The following is a 16,884-nucleotide window of genomic DNA, read 5'->3' as shown; positions in this document are numbered from 1 at the left end:
CGAAGAGGTAACGACTGGCTCAGTTTTACTTTGCGCGATCAGGCGCGAAGTGGCTCAGATTTCAAATGCGTTTGACACCGTCGCCGCCGATGTACCGGTCAGCGCAGTGGTCCCACCGAAGCTCCGGTGATTCGGTGTCGACGCAACGAATCCGCGACGAAGCCCGACGCCTTCATCTCTTCGACGAACGCACCGAGCAACGCGGCGGCCGCTTCGCCGCGGCTCTTCGGCACGCCCATCGCCTGACGGATCACCATGAAGCGCTCGTCGAGCAGGCGCAGGCCCGGCGTCTTCGCCACATCGGCTTCGAGCTGCTGCTTCACGCCGGCCGCGACTTCGAGCTGCTGTTCGACGAACGTCGGCACGACGGCCGGCGACGTCGGCGCACGCACGATCTGCGCTGCCTTCAGCTCGCGCGTGAGGAACAGGTCGTACGCGCTGCCCTTGCCGACCACCACACGGTTGTGTGGCTGGTCGACGTCCGCATTGCCGCGGATCGGCGAATCGTCGCGCACGAGATAGAAGCCTTCGATCAGCACGTACGGTTCGGTGAACGCGACCGTTTCGCCGCGCAGCGGATCGACCGCGAAGAAGCCGAAGTCGGCGCGCTCCTCGGTCAGCGCCTGCACCGATTTACCGGCGGCGTCGAACACCACGAGTTCCAGCTCGGCCGACAGCCGCTCGGCGAACGCGCGCGCGATGTCGATCGACACGCCGAACGGCTCGCCTGTGGCCGGGTCGCGGTTCGCAAGGATCGGGTTGCCGAGATTGATCGACGCGCGCAGCTTGCCGGTCGGGGTGAACGCGGAGAGGACGGAAGGGTCGATGGGCATGAAAGGGCTCATGGGGGAAGCGGGTGTGCGGGTTGCGCGGGCGCTCAAGGTTTGAGAATGGCGCTGATGCGCGACAGCGCATCGAGCGTATGCAACAGGTGTTGACGCAGTTCTTCCGACGCCTCTTCGTTGCGCTCGCGCTCGAGCAGCTCGAGCACGTGAAGATGCTGCTTCGCATGTTCGACGTAGCGCTCGCGATCCTGCATCGAGCGGTACGACAGCAGGCGGCGCACGCGATTCACGCGCCGGATCGTGTCGATGAAGAAACTGTTGCCCGACGCTTCGACGAGTGATTCGTGGAACCGCACGCCGCGATCGTGCAGTTGATCGGCGGTATCGGTCTCGATGCCGCCGGCGAGCAGGTGCTTCTCGACCTCGCGACACCGTTCCAGCACACGCGGATCGAGCCGGTAGCCGGGCTCGAGCAGCGCGGCCGGCTCGAGTGCGAGGCGCAGCCGGTACGATTTCAGCAGGCTGTCGGGCGTCGTCAGCATCGGCGAGAACTGCCACCCGTAGCCCGGCTTGCGTTCGGCCCAGCCTTCCTGCGCGATACGCCCGAGCACGGCGCTGAGCTGCGCGTTCGTCAGCCCGTAGCGGGTGCGGATCAGCTGTTCCGAAAATTCGTCGGGCAGCTTGCCCTTCAGGCGATCGTCCGCGATCCGGAAATAAACGCTCGTGATCACGTCGGCTTCGCCGAGACCGAGTTCGTCGACGACGTCCGACAGCGGCTCGATCACGGGCTTTGCTACGAAGAAGCCGCGATTGCGCTCGCGTGTCAGGATGCCTTTCTCGTGCAGCAGCGCGAGGGCCTCGTTAACGGGTGAACGGGACACGCGCAGGCGGTCGGCGAGCATCTGCGCGGGCAGGTGCGCGCCGACGTCCAGTCCTTCCGTCTTGATCAGTTCGACAATCTGGGTCGCGATGGAGCGGTCGATCATGTGAGTGAGCATTCGGAGCGTCGCGGGCGGCTTCGGTCTCAAGCCTCCTGCGTCGCCAGGTTCTTCTGCAATATCAGCGGGATGACGCCGCCCGAGTGCAGCAGCTCGCATTCGAGACGGGTCTCGACCGCGGCCGTCGCGTCGACGGGCTCGACGCGGCCGTTGGCGCGCACGATGCGCACGGGCACCGTGCAGCGCGGCGACAGCGCATCGGCCGGCGCGTCGACCTCGAGCTTATCACCTGGCCGGAGGTCCAGCGTGTCAGGGTGGATGCCCGTGGCGAAGCGCAGCGGCAGGATGCCCATCCCGATCAGGTTCGAGCGGTGGATGCGCTCGAAGCTGGCGGCCAGCACCGCGCGGATGCCGAGCAGCCGCTGGCCTTTCGCGGCCCAGTCGCGCGACGACCCGGTGCCGTAGCGCTCGCCGGCGACGAGTACGACCGGATTGCCTTCCTCCCGGTAACGCGCGGCCGCCTCGAAGATCGGCAACACGTCGCCGCTCGGCACGTGCAGCGTATGCGCGACCGGCATGCCGTCGCGCAGCCGGTTGACGAGGGTCCGGTTGTAGAACGCGGCCCGCATCATCACTTCCCAGTTGCCGCGCCGCGATGCGAACACGTTCAGGTCGTCGCGATCGTCGCCGCGCGATACGAGGAAATCGGCGACGAAGCTGTCCTTCGGGATCGCGCTGGCGGGCGAGATGTGATCGGTCGTCACGTCGTCGCCGAGCACCAGCAGCGGGTACGCGCTGTACGTGCCGAGCTGGCTGCCCTGCGACGCCGACGCGAACGGCGGCCGGCGCAGCGCGGTCGAGGTCGGATCCCACGGGAATTGCGCGCTGTCGGGCGCGTCGAGGTCGTGCCAGGCCGGGTTCGCACTGGCGTGCGCGAATGCGCGCGGGTAGTCGTGCGGATCGGCGGCGGCCGCCGTCAGTTCGGCGACGGCTTCGCGTGTCGGCCACAGGTCGCGCAGGTACACGGGCTGGCCGTCGGCCGTGTGCTGGAGCGGATCGCGGCTCACGTCGATTTCGGCGTCGCCGGCCAGCGCGAACGCGATCACGAGCGGCGGCGACATGATGAAGCCGAGGTCGAGATCCGGGTGGATACGCCCCGGGAAATTGCGGTTGCCCGACAGCATCGCGACCGGCCGGATCGACGCGTCGGCGAGCGCCGCCCGGATCGGCTCGGTCAGTTGCCCTGAGTTGCCGATGCAGGTCGTGCAGCCATACCCGACGATATCGAAGCCGACCGCCGACAGGTCGTCGATCAGCCCGGCCCGTTCGAGATAGGCCGCCGCCGCGGGCGAACCGGGACCGAGCGACGTCTTGACCCATGCCGGCACCTTCAGCCCGAGCGCACGCGCGTTGCGCGCGACGAGGCCGGCTGCGATCAGCAGCGCGGGATCGGACGTGTTCGTGCAGCTCGTGATCGCGGCGATCGCGACCGGATGCTTCGGCATCGACGGATGCGGATGCGCGGGATGGAACGCGAGCGGCGCGAGCGCGGCGGCCGTCTGCGAATGATCGAGCAGGTCCTGCGGGCGGCGCGGCCCGGCGACGTGCATTCCGATCGACGCGAGGTCGATGTCGATCGTGCGCGTGTAGCGCGGTTCGGCATCCGGATCGAACCACAGGCCGGCTTGCCGCGTGAACGCTTCGACGAGCCGGATCGCCGATTCGGATCGGTGGGTCGCGCGCAGATAGTCGAGCGTGTTGCCGTCGACCGGGAAGAAGCCGGTCGTCGCGCCGTATTCAGGCGCCATGTTCGCGACGACCGCACGCTCGCCGGCACCGAGCGTGGCGACGCCCGGGCCGAAGAACTCGACGAACTCGCCCGATACGCCGATCGCACGCAGCCGTTGCGTGACGGTCAGCGCGAGATCGGTCGCGAGCACGCCCGCGCGCAACGCGCCGGTCAGCCGCACGCCGATCACGTCGGGAATGCGCTGCATCACGGGCATCCCGAACATCACCGTCTGCGCTTCCAGCCCGCCGACACCCCAGCCGAGCACGCCGATGCCGTTGATCATCGGTGTGTGGCTGTCGGTGCCGATCAGCGTGTCGGGCACGGCCCAGCGCTCGCCGTTGCGCTCGAGCGTCGTGACCACCGTCGCCAGTTGCTCCAGGTTGATCGTATGCATGATCCCGGTGCCCGGCGGATGAATGCGTACGCCCGTCAGCGACTTCGATGCCCAGCGCAGGAACCGGTAGCGCTCCGCGTTGCGGCGCAGTTCGAGCTGCAGGTTCAGCGGCGCGGCGTCCGGCCGCGCGAAATATTCGACGGCCAGCGAGTGGTCGACCGACGAATCGACCGGCAGCATCGGGTTCAGCGACGCCGGGTCCGCGCCGGCTTCGGCTAGCGCATCGCGCATGCCGGCGATGTCGACGAGCGCCGGCGTGCTGGTCGTGTCGTGCATCAGCACGCGGTTCGGCTGGAACGCGATCTCGGCCTCGCTCGTCGCGCGGCGCGTCCATTCGACGATCGCGTCGACCGCTTGCCGTCGCTCATCCCCGTCGGTGTTGCGGATCACGTTTTCGAGCAGCAGGCGCAGCACGACGGGCAGTTCACGCAGCGTGGCGCCGAACTGGCCGGGGAGATCGACGAAACGAAACGACGCGCCGTCGACCGTCAACCGGGCTTCCGAGGGGGAGTTGGTGTTTTCCATGACTGTATTTTTGCACTTTAACAAGTAAAAATGCAATCTAGTGCTAACCCGACATACCAAAATCAGGAGACGACCGTGACGAAAACAGCCAACGACCCGGGCGAAAACGGTCCGGATCAGATGCGTCGCCGCGTGATAGGGCACACGGCGGCGCTCGGTGCGCTCGCGATCCTCGGCGCGGCCGCCGGGCCGGTTTCGGCAGACGAATCACACAAGGCTTTGAAAGGAAAAACACCCATGTTTGCTTATGTCGGATCGCGCACCACGCGCGAACGAAACGCCCGCGGCGACGGGATCAGCGTCTACCGCGTCGACACCGGGACGGGGGCGCTCGAACTCGTGCAACTCGTCAAGGATCTGGTGAATCCGTCGTTTCTCGCGCTGAGCGCGAACGGCGAGCACCTGTACACGGTCCACGGCGACCTGAGCGACATCAGCGCATTCAAGGTAGACAAGGCCAGCGGCAAGCTCACGTTCCTGAATCGCCAGAGCACGCAAGGCAAGAACCCCGTGCATCTCGCGATCGATCCGACCGGCCGCTACGTCGTCGTGTCGAACCACATCGGCGCGAGCCTGGCGGTACTGCCGATCGCGCAAGACGGTTCGCTGCATGAGATCACGCAACTCGTCACGCTCGAAGGCCCGATCGGTCCGCACCGCGTCGAGCAGAAGCAGGCGAAGCCGCACTTCAATCCGTTCGACCCGACCGGGCAATTCGTGATCGTGCCGGACAAGGGGCTCGACCGCGTGTTCTCGTTCCGGTTCAAGGACGGGCGGCTCGCGCCGGCCGATCCGGCATTCGTCGTCACGCGCGAGACGGCCGGCCCGCGTCACGTCGCCTTCCATCCGAACGGCGCGCTCGCGTACGTCGTCAACGAACTTGATTCGACCGTCACGACTTATCGGTACACGTCGTCGAACGGTGCGCTGACGCCCGTGCAGATCGTGTCGTCGCTGCCGGACACGTACACCGGCAACAGCCGCGCGTCGGAGATCGAGGTCGATCCGGCCGGGCGCTTCGTCTACGCGTCGAACCGCGGCGACGACAGCATTGCCGTGTTCCGCATCGACCCGGCCAGCGGCCATCTCGCGTTCGTCGCGGCCGAATCGACCGGCGGCCGCACGCCGCGCTTCATGACCGGCACGCCGGACGGCCGCTTCATGTACGCGCTGAACGAAGACAGCGACAGTATCGTCGCGTTCGCGATCGATGCCGCGACGGGCCGCCTCAAGCCGACCGGCTTCTCGGTCGCGTCGGGCAGCCCCGTCTGCATGGTGTTCTCCGGACACCGCGCGTAATCCTTCACGCCCCATCAGGAGACAGCCGGCGGCAGGTCCGCCGGTGCACAACCATGAATCAAGTAACCCCTATCGACGAACGCGCGCTGGTGCGCAAGATCGCGTGGCGCATCATCCCGTTCGTGTTCGTCCTCTACATCATTTCGTATCTCGACCGCGCGAACATCGGCTATGCCGCGTTGCAGATGAACAAGGAGCTCGCGCTGTCGAGCGAGGCGTTCGGCTTCGCGTCGGGCATCTTCTTCATCGGGTATTTCCTGTTCGAAGTGCCCAGCAACGTGATGCTCAACAAGTTCGGCGCACGCGTGTGGATCGCGCGGATCCTGGTGACGTGGGGCGTCGTGTCGGTGATCTCCGCATTCGTGCAGGACGCGACGCAGCTCTACGTGCTGCGGTTCCTGCTCGGCGTGGCGGAAGCGGGCTTCTTCCCCGGGATCATCGTGTACCTGACCTACTGGTTCCGTGCGAAGGAGCTCGCGACGACCGTCGCGCTGTTTACGGCCGCGATCCCGGTGTCGTACATCATCGGCGCGCCGCTTTCGACGTGGATCATGGATCACGTCCACTGGTTCCAGTGGAGCGGCTGGCGCTGGATGCTCGTGCTCGAAGGCGCGCCCGCGCTGGTCGGCGGGATCCTGTGCTTCCTGTACCTGACGGACCGCCCGGGCGACGCGAAGTGGCTCACGCCCGCGGAGCGCGCGTGGCTGCTGAACGAACTCGACAACGACCGCAAGGCGCGGCCGCGTGCGCAGCATCTCGGTTCGCTGAAGACGATGACGAACCCGAAGGTGTTGTACCTGTCGTTCATCTACTTCGTGTATCAGTGCGGCAGCCTCGGCGTCGGTTACTGGATGCCGCAGATCATCAAGGGCTTCTCGTCGAGGCTCTCGCATACCGAGATCGGGCTCATCGCGACGGTGCCCTACGTGGTTGCGACGATCGCGATGGTCGTGTGGTCGCGTCGTTCGGACCGGCGCAGCGAACGACGCCTGCATTCGGCGATTCCGCTGGCGGTGGCCGCCGCGGCGCTGCTCGGCGCGGGCCTGTCGACGAACCCGTACGTGTCGATCGCGATGATCAGCCTGAGCCTCGCGGGCCTGTACGCGTTCAAGTCGCCGTTCTGGGCGTTGCCGACGCTGTTTCTCAGCCGCTCGACCGCGGCCGTGTCGATCGCGGTGATCAACTCGATCGGCAACCTCGGCGGCTTCGTCGGGCCGTTCATGATCGGCTTCGTCAAGGGAACGGGGCAGAGCGCGACGCCTGGTCTGCTGTTTCTCGCGGCGCTGCTCGTCGTGTCGTTCCTGATGACGTTCTTCATTCGCGTTCACGAACAGCCGGCCGACGACACGCCGTCGAACGTGGTGAACCAGACCCATTGAAACGATGACGCGTAATCCGGCGGCGAGCCGGGACATATAACCGAAAGAGGAGATCGATTGATGAAGAAGTTTTCATTTTGCTTGGTTGTACTGAATTCAGTGCCGGCGATCGCGCTGGCGCAAAGCAGCGTGACGCTATACGGGATCATCGACAGCGGCATCAATTACACCAGCAACGTGCAGACGGCACGGACGGCGGCAGGCCCGGTCGGCGGCCATCAGATCGCGATGATCGAAGGCGGGTCGGCCGGCCTGCAGGGGAGCCGCTGGGGGCTCAAGGGCAGCGAGGATCTCGGCGGCGGTCTCAAGGCACTATTCGTGCTGGAGAGCGGTTTCTACAGCAACAACGGCGTGCTGAACCAGGGCGGCGCGATGTTCGGGCGGCAGGCGTATGTCGGCCTGAGCCATCCGGTCGGCACGGTCACGCTCGGGCGGCAGTACGATCCCGTCGTCGACTTCTATGGGCCGTTCCTCGCCGCGCCGCAGTGGGGCGGCTACATGACCTCGCATCCGGGCGACCTCGACAATGCGTTGAACACGCGCCGCATCAACAATTCGATCAAGTTCCGCAGCGCCAGCTACCGCGGGCTGACGCTCGAAGCGTTGATGAATCTCGGCGGCACCGCCGGGTCGTTCTCGACCAACTGGATCTGGGGTGCCGGCGCGTCGTATGCGGCGGGGCCGTTTTCGATCGGCGCGGGTTACCTGAACGTCCGCAACCCGAACACGTCGTTCTTCGGCGCGAATCCGAATGCCGGTCCGGCGACGAGCAACAACCTCGGCAGCGCCGGCAGCGCGAGTGTGCCGGAGATCAACCCTGTGTTCGCCGGCTATGCGTCCGCGAATCGGCTCGAAATCGCCGGCGTCGGAGCGGGCGTGACGCTGGCCGCACTCAGCGTCAACCTCGCGTATTCGAATACGCGCTTCGAGGGGTTGGGCTCCGCGTCGGGGCCGAATGCGCTGCGTTACGCGGGCACCGCGGCATTCAACAACGTCGAGATCAACGCGAAATACCAGTTCACGCCGTCGTTGCAGGCGGGTGTCGCCTACGACTACACGAGGAACGGCGGCGCCGGCGGCAAGGGCGGCGCGAACTACAACCTGTTCAGCGCGGGTGTCGATTATTTCCTGTCGAAGCGCACGGACGTTTATACGGTTGCCGTGTTCGAGAAGGCGAGCGGGACGGATTCGCTCGGGCAGCCGGCGGTTGCGCAGATTACCGGGTTGACGCCGTCCGCGACCGACAAGCAGGTTTCATTGCGGATCGGGTTGCGTCACAGGTTCTGAACAGGCGGAGCGACTGGAACGGCGCGCGTAAAGCCGGGTTTCCGCGGCGTGCCGGTGACACGGGGCGGGCGTTTGCCCGACCCGTTTTTTACCGTGGCGATTACTTGACCGCGACTTCCGTATGCACGACTTGCGGCGGGCTTTTGAAGAACGGGCCCGCCAGCTGTCGCCATGCCTGGAAGTCGTCCGATTGCCGGAAATGCACCATGTGGTCGTCCACGGTGTCCCACTTGACGACGAGCAGGTAGCCGCCGCTGCGCTCGATCACGCGGTGCAGCTCGGCGCCGCCGCAGCCGCGCGCACGCGCGAACAGCGGGAGTGCCTGGCGAACCGCCGCTTCGAATTGCTCGGCCTGCGACGGATCGATGTCGAGCGATGCCATTTCCAGAATCATTGATGCTCCATAGGGGGTGAATGATGCGAACGGATCGTGATGCGACGTGCGCCGGGGCCGGCGCATCCGGCAACGATACCGGAAGTCGGCTGCGCGGTGGTCGCATGCGGTTCCCGCGAAGCCGAAAATGACGTCATGCCTTCCTGATCAGCAGCTTCAGCGACACGGACAACGCGGCGGACACCGCGAGAATCGCCGCCATCGCCCAGATCCCGGCAGCGAACGAGCCGGTCGACTGCTTCAGGAAGCCGACGAGGTAGGGGCCGGCAAAGCCGCCGAGCGTACCGATCGAGTTGATGAACGCGAGCCCGCCGGCCGCCGCGACGCCGGTCAGGAAGCGCGTCGGAATCGTCCAGAAGATCGCGCGGGCCGAGCTGACCGCGACCACCGCGACGCTGAGGCCGACCATCTCCAGCACCACGCCGTGCGAGACGGCGGACAGTGCGAGACCCAGCCCGCCCAGCAGGCATGCGCTGCACAGATGGAAGATCTTGCGGCCGCTGCGGTCCACCGCGCGCGCCCAGATCATCATTCCAGCCACCGCGGCGAGATACGGCACGGTCGACAGCAACCCGATGGATGCGAGGCTGAGCCCGTGACTCTTCAGGATGATCGGCAGCCAGATGCCGACGCCGTACGAACCGAGTACGAAGCCGAACTGGATCGTCGCGAGGAGCAGCACGCGGCCGTCCTTCAGCGCGGCGAACAGCGCCTTCTTCGGCTTCTCGCGCGGTTCCTCGGCGAGCATCGCGACGAGTTCGCTGCGCTCGTCGGACGTGAGCCAGTACGCATCCTTCGGATCGTCGCGCAGCCAGACGAGCACCGCGATGCCGATGAGTACCGCGGGGAGGCCCTGCACGATGAACATCCACTGCCAGCCGTGCAGCCCGGCGACGCCATTCAGGCTCAGCAGCGCCGCCGACATCGGGCCGCCGACGACCGACGACAGCGGCACGCCGAGCATGAACAGCGCCAGCACGCGCACGCGGTACTGCGCGGGGAACCAGCATGCGAGAAAGAACGTGACGCCCGGGAAGAAGCCGGCCTCGGCAATGCCGAGCAGCAGGCGCAGCACGTAGAAGCTGGCCGGCCCCTGCGCGAGCGCCGTCGCGGTTGCCGCGATGCCCCAGGTGATCATGATCCGAGCGAGCCAACGGCGCGCGCCGTAGCGGTACAGCGCGAGGTTGCTCGGGATCTCGAACAGGCAATAGCCGGCAAACAGGATGCCCGCGCCCCAGCCGAACTGCGTCGGGGTCAGCCCGAGCTCGTGGTTCATCGTGAGTGCGGCGAAGCCGACGCTCGTGCGGTCAATATAGTTGAAGACGAACGCGAGCGTCAGCAGCGGCAGCAGGCGCCACGCGTTCTTGCGCAGTGCACGCTGCCGGACGGCTTGCCGGTTCGCGTCGGGAACGGATGCCGTGTCAATCGTCATTGATTCGGAATGCATGATCGATTCTTCGACGATCCCGACGTGCACAGGCGCAGCGCTGCCGGGCGAGATGCGCCATCGCATGCGCATCGGCCCGGTCGCGGCGATCGTCGAATGTGTCTCCGGTGTGTTGTCGTCAGGGCCGCGGTCGTACGGCCCGCTCGGCTTCCCGTTGGCTCAGGCGGCGCGCAGTGCGTGGGCGACCTGCTTGCCGAACGCGTTGCAGCCAATCGTGCCGCCGAGATCCGCGGTGCGCGTGTCGGGGTTCGTGAGCACCGCATCGACGGCTGCGTCGATCGCATCGGCCGCGGCGATGAACGCCGGCTTGCTCCGGTGTCCGCCGATCCAGCGCATCAGCATGCCGACCGACAGGATCATCGACGTCGGGTTTGCCTTGTCCTGGTTCTGGATGTCGGGCGCGGAGCCGTGTTGTGCCTGCGCGCAGCACAGGTCATCGCCGGCCATGATCGAGCCGCCGAGGCCGAGGCTGCCGGACAGTTCCGCGGCGAGATCGCTGAGGATATCGCCGTAGAAGTTCGTCGCGACGAGCACGTCGAAGCGTTCCGGCGCGCGGACCAGGTGCGCGGTCGACGCGTCCACCAGCAGGTCGTTGAGCTCGACTTCGGGGAAGTCCTTCGCGACGCGCCGTACGCATTCGAGGAACAGGCCATCGGTCATGTGGAAGCTGTTCGCCTTGTGGATCGCCGTGACCTTCTTCCTGCGCTTCATCGCGAGTTCGAACGCGCGGCGCGCGATGCGCTCGCTGCAGTGGCGCGTGATCTTGCGCACCGACAGCGCCATGTCCGGCGACGGCATCATCTCGCCCCAGCCGAGGTGCATGTTGCGGTCCGGATAGAAGCCTTCGGTCGCCTCACGCATGATCACGAGGTCCATCTGCTTGCCTTCGCGCATGTTCGACGTGAGGAACGGCCGCGTGCGGGACGGCCGCACGTTCGCGTACAGGTCGAGATCGCAGCGGAACGCGGCCGACACGTTGCGCCCGCCTTGGGCGGGCGGCGGATAGTCGGCGTGCGAGATCGTGCCGAGGATCAGGCCGTCGTAGCCTTTCGCCTGTTCCAGCACTTGGGGACGCAGCGTCGTGCCGTGCTTGTCGAGGCTGGCGAAGCCGACGTCTTCGTAGTCGTACTGCAGACCGAGATCGAACAGGCGATCGGCCTGTTCAAGGACGTCGATCGACGCCGCGATGATTTCCGGGCCGATGCCGTCGCCGGGGAGAATGAGAATGCGCATGATGGTTCGCTCGGGTTAATTCGAAGAGGTCTGATGTTCGGCCGATACGGCCCGCGTCTCGCCGCTGTCGGCGAGCGTGCGCGTGGCGTCGGTGCGTGCGTAGATCCACAGGATCTTCATCGGCGCGGTGCTCGAAACGTTGCGAAAACGGTGAGGAACGTTGGGCGGAATGAACGTGGTGTCGAGCGGCTTGAGCCGGTATTCGAGCCCGTCGATGTCGAGGATCGCGTCGCCTTCGACGAGCACGACGCTCTCCTGGCAGTTGTGGCTGTGAAATGGGATCTCGACGCCCGGTGCGAACGACGTGTAGCCGGTAATGAAACTGTCCGAGCCGACCGACTTGCCGACCAGCGGCGTGGTGCTCGCGCCGCCGCCGCGATCGTACGCGGGCAGGTTGTCTGGTTGCAGCAACGCTGCGCCGGATGGTGTCATGATCGTCATGAAGGACTCCTTATTCGATTCTTGAAATCAGCGGGCCGGGCCGAACCAGACCGTCTTGATGTTGGTGAATTCGCGAATGCCGGCCGAGCCGAGCTCGCGGCCGTAGCCCGACTGCTTGATCCCGCCGAACGGCAGCCGCGCATCCGATGCGACCAGGCCGTTGACGAACACCGCACCTGCCTGGATCCGGCGCACGTGCTGGCGTGCGGCGTCGAGATCCGTGGTCCACAGCGCGGCGCCGAGCCCGAATTCCGTTGCGTTCGCAAGCGAAATCGCGTGCTCGATGCCGTCGACGCGCAGGATCGCTGCCACTGGGCCGAAGGTTTCCTCGCATGCGGCGGCCATGTCAGGCGCGACGTGATCGAGCACCGTCGGTGCATAGAAGAAGCCCGGGCCGGGCAGCGGCTCACCGCCGGCCTTCAGCACCGCGCCGGCCTCGACAGTTCGCTCGACCTGCCGATGCAGTTCGTCGCGCAGGTTCGCGCGCGCCATCGGGCCGACCGTGGTGTCGCGTTGGGTCGGGTCGCCGACCTTCAATTGAGCGACGCCCGCGCAGAACAGTTCGACGAAGCGATCCGCGACCTGCTTGTCGACGATGAAACGCTTCGATGAGATGCAGCTCTGGCCGGTGTTCGAGAAGCGCGCCTTCACCGCAGCCTTTGCGGCGGCCTCGACATCGGCGTCGGCGAGCACGATGAACGGATCGGAGCCGCCGAGTTCGAGCACCTGCTTCTTCATCGCGCGGCCAGCTTGCGCGGCGACGAGCTTGCCGACCGCGGTCGAACCCGTCAGCGTGACGGCCGCGATGCGCGGATCGTCGATCAGTTGCGCGACGTTTTCCGCCTCGACCAGCAGCGATGCAACCAGGCCGGCCGGCACGTCGGCATTGGCGAACACCGAATTGATGGCCAGCGCGCATTGCGGCACGTTGCCCGCGTGCTTCAGGATCGCGCCGTTACCCGCGCACAGTGCCGGCGCCGCGAAGCGGATGAACTGCCACAGCGGATAGTTCCACGGCATGATCGCGAGCACGACGCCGAGCGGGTCGTACACCACGAAGCTCTCGCTCGCGTTGCTCGTGACCGCTTCGTCACCGAGGTACTGCGCCGCGTGTTCCGCATAGAAGCGGCACGTCCATGCGGACTTCTCGACTTCGGCCTCCGCTTCCGCGATCGGCTTGCCCATTTCCAGCGTGATCAACGCGGCCAGCTCGGCCTTGCGGCGCAGCAGCGCGTCGCCGATGCGAGCGACGGCTGCCGCACGCACAGCGAGCGGTTCATGCGCCCAGTGGCGTTGCGCGGCGCTCGCGTCTGCCAGTGCCTGCTCGACCCGCGCGGGCGAGTCTGCGTCGAAGGTGGCCACGATGGTTTCCGTGGCGGGATTCAGGGTGCGAAACATGGTGTTCGTGTCCGTATGCGTGGAGAAGGGTGGGGTCAGGTAGCCGGTTGTTCGGTGAAGCGATAGAGCCGTGCGGGGTTGTCGACGAGAATCTGCTGACGCAGCGCCGCGGCATCCGTCCATCCCAGCAACTGGTTCAGTGCAGCGCCGGCGTCCTCGCGGCGAAACGGTTCGATGCGCGTGAGATCGCCGTCGCGGTTGCCGGCGCTGCCGGTGTGCGGCCAGTCCGATGCCCACAGCATCCGATCGGGGCGCGCATCGATCAGCGCGCGGGCGATCGGCCCGAGATCGTCGAACAGCGGCGCCTGGCGCGACGCGCGGTACGGCGCGGACAACTTCACGTACGCGTTGCCGTGCTTCACGAGATCGACGACAGTCGCGAACGCGGCTTGCTGGTCGGACAGCGTGTGGGCGCGCGCGCCTGCGAAGTGATCGAGCACGACAGGGGCGCCGAGGCGTGCGATGTCCGGGGCGAGGCCCGCGACGATATCCAGATCCGCATAGATTTGGACCGCCCATCCGAGAGGCGCGACCGCGTCGGACGCGCGCTGCAACTGGGCCGACGCGACGGACAGATCGCGCTCGCCGCGCACCTGCAGATTCAGCCGGATGCCGCGCACACCCTGGTCGTGCAGCGCCTGTAACTCCGCATGCGTGGCGGTGCGCGGGTCAATGACCGCGACGCCGCGTGCGCGATGCAGCCCGAGCTCATGCAGGCCCGCGAGCAGCGCCGCGTTGTCGGTGCCGTACACGCTCGGCTGGACCAGTACGATCCGCTCGATCCCGAGCCGCGCCTCGAACGCGAGCAGATCGGCGACGCGGGCTTGCCCCGGCGTGTACGAGCGATTCGGCGCGAACGGAAAGCGGACAGCGTCGAACAAGTGAACGTGGCAGTCGCAGCTGCCCGGCGGCAGCGCCGCGAGCGGACGAGTCGGGAAGTCCTGCGGATCGACGTTCATCGCCGCTCCTGCGCTGTAGGGTGACGAAGCGGCCGAGCCCGCGCGTGACAGCGCAAGGCCGCCAATTGCCGCGAGACTTGCGCCGAGTAGATGCCTGCGCTGCACATGGGTCTCCTTGAACGAGGTGTCGGTTGGAATTGATGGTATTTTACGAACTCAAAAAACCATGTAAAGTGTTTTTTGAGGCATTGAGGTGCCGGTGAGGGTAAACGCCTATTTCTGTGTGGATTCGATTTTAACTCCCAGATTTGTTGTAAAAATAGCGATTGTTGACTGTTCCGTTAGGCCTTTTCGGCGCTGCCGGTATAGTTGAATTAATGGTTTCGCGTTGCGTCATAGCACCATAAATCGGCTGTGGTACGATGCGGTCGTACTTCGTGATCCACTCCGCCTTCCATGACCCGCGCTCTCGCCGACGTGCTTGCGTCGAACATTCATCAGCACATTTCCAGTTCCGGCATGGCACCCGGCACACGTTTGCCGGAGCGTTCGTTGGCGGAGCAGTTCAACGTGTCGCGCTCGCCCGTGCGCGAGGCGCTGAAGCGGTTGGCCGCGCGCGCGGTCGTGATGCCGCATCCCGACGGCGGTTATGCGGTCGCTGAAAGCGCGGCGTCGCTCGACGCGGTCGATTCGCCGGAGCTGGCGGATACAGCTGCGGACGAAGAGACCTACCTGTCGATCGCGGAGGACCGCCTCGCCGGCAAGCTCCCCGATCGCGTGACCGAGAACGAACTGATGCGCCGCTACGGCGTGACGCGCGCGCAGTTGAACGCGATCCTGCGGCGGATGGTGCAGGAGGGGTGGATCGAACGACGGCCGGGGCACGGCTGGATGTTCCAGTCGGTGCTGACGTCCGCGGAGACCTATCGACAGGGTTACCGGTACCGGCTGCTGATCGAGGCGGCGGGAATCCTCGAGCCGACGTTCCGCGTCGACCGCGACGCGCTGATGCGCTGCCGCGCCGAGCAGGAAGCGCTCGCGAACGGCGGCGCGCGTACCGCGTCGCCGGCCGCGCTGTTCGATGCGAACAGCCGGTTGCATGAAACGATCGCCGCGTGTTCGGGCAATGTCTTCATCCTGGACGGCCTGCGCCGTCTCGATCGGTTGCGCCGCCTGATGGAGTACCGCAAATCCGTCGATCGCGACCAAGCAGAGCGGCGTTGCCGCGAGCATGTGACGCTGATCGACTTACTGCTGACCGACCAGCGCGAGGCCGCGGCTGATTTCATGAAGCTTCATCTACACAACGCGGTACGCGAGAAGACCTTCGATTGACGTGCGCGGCCCTGCATTGAGAGGGAGCGCTTCGTGGGCAGAGTTTGGGTGGTCGTCAACGCTGTCGAGGCGCACAGCGTGTGAAGCGCCTCAAGACCGGTCTGGTCGCTGTGTCCGCCGGTCAGCCATGCGCAGAGGTGTGTGACCCTGTATGGGATCATCGATACGGGCCTGAGGCTATCTGAGCATCGCCTATCATGCGGAACAACGAATTCCGACGACGATGAGCATGCACGAGGGTAGCGTCGAGATGCCAAGCCTTCGTTCATGTCACGGCCCCTCGCGCGGCGAATTCAGGCGCACGCCAGGTTTCTTCGACAAGCACGTGGCATAGGTGCTTAACGGCATCCCAGACATCCACGTAGCGCGTGTACAGCGGTGTAAGCCCGAAGCGCAACACGTGCGGCTCGCGATAGTCGCCTATCACACCGCGCGCAATCAACGCCTGCATCACCTCGTAGCCGTGCGGATGTTCGAAGCTTGCATGCGAGCCGCGTTGTCGATGCGAGCGAGGCGTGACGAGCGCCAATGGAAATTCCTCGCGGCGCGTCTCGACCAGTTCGATGAAATGGTCGGTAAGCGCGAGCGATTTCTTGCGGATCTCTTCCATGTCGGTTTGCAGGAAGACCTCGAGTCCCGCATTCGACGAGCGCCATCGACACCATCGGCTGTGTCCCGCACCGGAATCGTCCGATGCCGTCGTCGGCGGTATAGGTCGGGGTCGTTGCAAACGGTGCGCGATGACCCCACCAACCCGATAGCGGCTGCTCGAAGTCGCTCTGATGGCGATGCGGTACCCATGCGAAGGCAGGCGAGCCAGGACCGCCGTTCAGATACTTGTATGTGCAGCCAACCGCGCAATCCGCGCCGGCGCCGTTCAGATGTACGGGCACCGCACCCGCCGATTGCGCGAGATCCCACAGCGCGAGCGCGTCGTTGTCGTGGATTAGCTTCGTCGCGGCGGCCATGTCGTGGATATAGCCGGTGCGGTAATTGACGTGCGTGATCATGGCGACGGCGACGTCGTCGGTGAGCGCGGCGGGCAGCTCCGACGGATCGTCAATGAGACGCAGTTCATAGCCGCGATCGAGCTGTTTGATCAGCCCTTGCGCGATGTACAGATCGGACGGAAAGTTCGAGCGCTCCGAAACTGCAGCAGACCCTAGACGCAGTGGCGGCTGCGTACCACGGGAGGTTCACGTTCCCTTGTGGCGATGTCGGCAAGGTGGCCCGCTGAAGCTGCTCGACCATCCATGAGCAGCGCTCACTGCATCATGAAAAGATACCATTGTTGCCCGGAAAATCGCGCTGCTACTCTAGTCGCCATACGAAGCCACG

At 65.8% G+C, this 16,884-nt stretch carries 13 protein-coding genes and 1 pseudogene; 4 read left to right on the top strand and 10 right to left on the bottom strand.

From position 1 onward, the window contains the following. Window positions 1–98: 98 nt before the first annotated feature. Genes DIE11_RS34880 through acnA form a run of 3 tightly spaced genes read right to left on the bottom strand, consistent with a single transcriptional unit; the run spans window position 99 to window position 4,434 of the window. Entirely contained in the window at window positions 99–833 is a 735-nt protein-coding gene (locus DIE11_RS34880; RefSeq protein WP_124489684.1) for an ABC transporter substrate-binding protein, read from the bottom strand. A gap of 44 nt (window positions 834–877) precedes the next feature. Beyond that, the gene (locus DIE11_RS34875; RefSeq protein ID WP_124489683.1) at window positions 878–1,771 is read right to left on the bottom strand and encodes a GntR family transcriptional regulator; all 894 of its coding nucleotides are present in this window, start codon (window positions 1,769–1,771) and stop codon (window positions 878–880) included. Between the two features lie 38 nt (window positions 1,772–1,809). Further along, window positions 1,810–4,434 carry an aconitate hydratase AcnA gene (gene acnA, locus DIE11_RS34870; RefSeq protein ID WP_124489682.1) on the bottom strand — a complete coding sequence of 875 codons (2,625 nt, stop codon included), beginning with the start codon at window positions 4,432–4,434 and terminating at the stop codon, window positions 1,810–1,812. Between the two features lie 237 nt (window positions 4,435–4,671). Between acnA and DIE11_RS34865 the strand changes: the two genes are divergently transcribed. From DIE11_RS34865 to DIE11_RS34855, 3 genes are read left to right on the top strand one after another with little or no spacing between them, the layout of a single operon-like run. Continuing rightward, window positions 4,672–5,733: a lactonase family protein gene (locus tag DIE11_RS34865; protein ID WP_124489681.1), complete on the top strand. Its 1,062-nt coding sequence runs from the start codon at window positions 4,672–4,674 to the stop codon at window positions 5,731–5,733. A 53-nt stretch (window positions 5,734–5,786) separates the two neighbouring features. Then, a complete protein-coding gene (locus DIE11_RS34860; RefSeq protein ID WP_124489680.1) occupies window positions 5,787–7,112 on the top strand; it encodes an MFS transporter in 1,326 nt (441 codons plus the stop codon). Between the two features lie 60 nt (window positions 7,113–7,172). Continuing rightward, a complete protein-coding gene (locus DIE11_RS34855; RefSeq protein WP_124489679.1) occupies window positions 7,173–8,399 on the top strand; it encodes a porin in 1,227 nt (408 codons plus the stop codon). Window positions 8,400–8,499: 100 nt separating this feature from the next. Here DIE11_RS34855 and DIE11_RS34850 read toward each other — a convergent pair whose 3' ends face one another. The 6 genes from DIE11_RS34850 to DIE11_RS34825 all read right to left on the bottom strand — a co-directional run bounded on the left by DIE11_RS34850 (window position 8,500) and on the right by DIE11_RS34825 (window position 14,271). After that, on the bottom strand, window positions 8,500–8,793 hold the full coding sequence (locus DIE11_RS34850; protein ID WP_124489678.1) for an antibiotic biosynthesis monooxygenase: 294 nt from the start codon (window positions 8,791–8,793) through the stop codon (window positions 8,500–8,502). Window positions 8,794–8,926: 133 nt separating this feature from the next. Beyond that, window positions 8,927–10,225: an MFS transporter gene (locus DIE11_RS34845; protein ID WP_124489687.1), complete on the bottom strand. Its 1,299-nt coding sequence runs from the start codon at window positions 10,223–10,225 to the stop codon at window positions 8,927–8,929. A gap of 174 nt (window positions 10,226–10,399) precedes the next feature. Further along, window positions 10,400–11,473: an isocitrate/isopropylmalate dehydrogenase family protein gene (locus tag DIE11_RS34840; protein WP_124489677.1), complete on the bottom strand. Its 1,074-nt coding sequence runs from the start codon at window positions 11,471–11,473 to the stop codon at window positions 10,400–10,402. Between the two features lie 15 nt (window positions 11,474–11,488). Beyond that, window positions 11,489–11,914 (bottom strand): cupin domain-containing protein, encoded by a 426-nt coding sequence (locus DIE11_RS34835; protein WP_124489676.1) that lies wholly within the window; start codon window positions 11,912–11,914, stop codon window positions 11,489–11,491. A gap of 27 nt (window positions 11,915–11,941) precedes the next feature. Beyond that, on the bottom strand, window positions 11,942–13,312 hold the full coding sequence (locus tag DIE11_RS34830; RefSeq protein ID WP_124489675.1) for an NAD-dependent succinate-semialdehyde dehydrogenase: 1,371 nt from the start codon (window positions 13,310–13,312) through the stop codon (window positions 11,942–11,944). A 35-nt stretch (window positions 13,313–13,347) separates the two neighbouring features. After that, on the bottom strand, window positions 13,348–14,271 hold the full coding sequence (locus DIE11_RS34825) for an amidohydrolase family protein (RefSeq protein WP_124489674.1): 924 nt from the start codon (window positions 14,269–14,271) through the stop codon (window positions 13,348–13,350). Between the two features lie 396 nt (window positions 14,272–14,667). Here DIE11_RS34825 and DIE11_RS34820 point away from each other — a divergent pair, with 396 nt between their 5' ends. Further along, the gene (locus DIE11_RS34820) at window positions 14,668–15,546 is read left to right on the top strand and encodes a GntR family transcriptional regulator (protein WP_124489673.1); all 879 of its coding nucleotides are present in this window, start codon (window positions 14,668–14,670) and stop codon (window positions 15,544–15,546) included. A 265-nt stretch (window positions 15,547–15,811) separates the two neighbouring features. Here the strand turns inward: DIE11_RS34820 and DIE11_RS34815 are convergent. Further along, window positions 15,812–16,697 (bottom strand): annotated as a pseudogene (locus tag DIE11_RS34815) (kynureninase); the annotation flags it as partial. Between the last annotated feature and the right edge of the window lie 187 nt (window positions 16,698–16,884).

The organism is Burkholderia sp. Bp9012, assembly GCF_003853825.1.
GTDB classification, from domain to species: Bacteria; Pseudomonadota; Gammaproteobacteria; order Burkholderiales; family Burkholderiaceae; genus Burkholderia; species Burkholderia diffusa.
The sequence above is the reverse complement of the archived record's forward strand: the minus strand, read 5'-3'. Positions and strand labels throughout refer to the sequence as shown.

Coding starts and splice junctions, on each gene's coding strand:
- DIE11_RS34880 (WP_124489684.1), bottom strand. CDS start 833: ATGCCCATCGACCCTTCCGTCCTCTCCGCGTTCACCCCGACCGGCAAG.
- DIE11_RS34875 (WP_124489683.1), bottom strand. CDS start 1,771: ATGATCGACCGCTCCATCGCGACCCAGATTGTCGAACTGATCAAGACG.
- acnA (WP_124489682.1), bottom strand. CDS start 4,434: ATGGAAAACACCAACTCCCCCTCGGAAGCCCGGTTGACGGTCGACGGC.
- DIE11_RS34865 (WP_124489681.1), top strand. CDS start 4,672: ATGTTTGCTTATGTCGGATCGCGCACCACGCGCGAACGAAACGCCCGC.
- DIE11_RS34860 (WP_124489680.1), top strand. CDS start 5,787: ATGAATCAAGTAACCCCTATCGACGAACGCGCGCTGGTGCGCAAGATC.
- DIE11_RS34855 (WP_124489679.1), top strand. CDS start 7,173: ATGAAGAAGTTTTCATTTTGCTTGGTTGTACTGAATTCAGTGCCGGCG.
- DIE11_RS34850 (WP_124489678.1), bottom strand. CDS start 8,793: ATGATTCTGGAAATGGCATCGCTCGACATCGATCCGTCGCAGGCCGAG.
- DIE11_RS34845 (WP_124489687.1), bottom strand. CDS start 10,225: ATGACGATTGACACGGCATCCGTTCCCGACGCGAACCGGCAAGCCGTC.
- DIE11_RS34840 (WP_124489677.1), bottom strand. CDS start 11,473: ATGCGCATTCTCATTCTCCCCGGCGACGGCATCGGCCCGGAAATCATC.
- DIE11_RS34835 (WP_124489676.1), bottom strand. CDS start 11,914: ATGACGATCATGACACCATCCGGCGCAGCGTTGCTGCAACCAGACAAC.
- DIE11_RS34830 (WP_124489675.1), bottom strand. CDS start 13,312: ATGTTTCGCACCCTGAATCCCGCCACGGAAACCATCGTGGCCACCTTC.
- DIE11_RS34825 (WP_124489674.1), bottom strand. CDS start 14,271: ATGAACGTCGATCCGCAGGACTTCCCGACTCGTCCGCTCGCGGCGCTG.
- DIE11_RS34820 (WP_124489673.1), top strand. CDS start 14,668: ATGACCCGCGCTCTCGCCGACGTGCTTGCGTCGAACATTCATCAGCAC.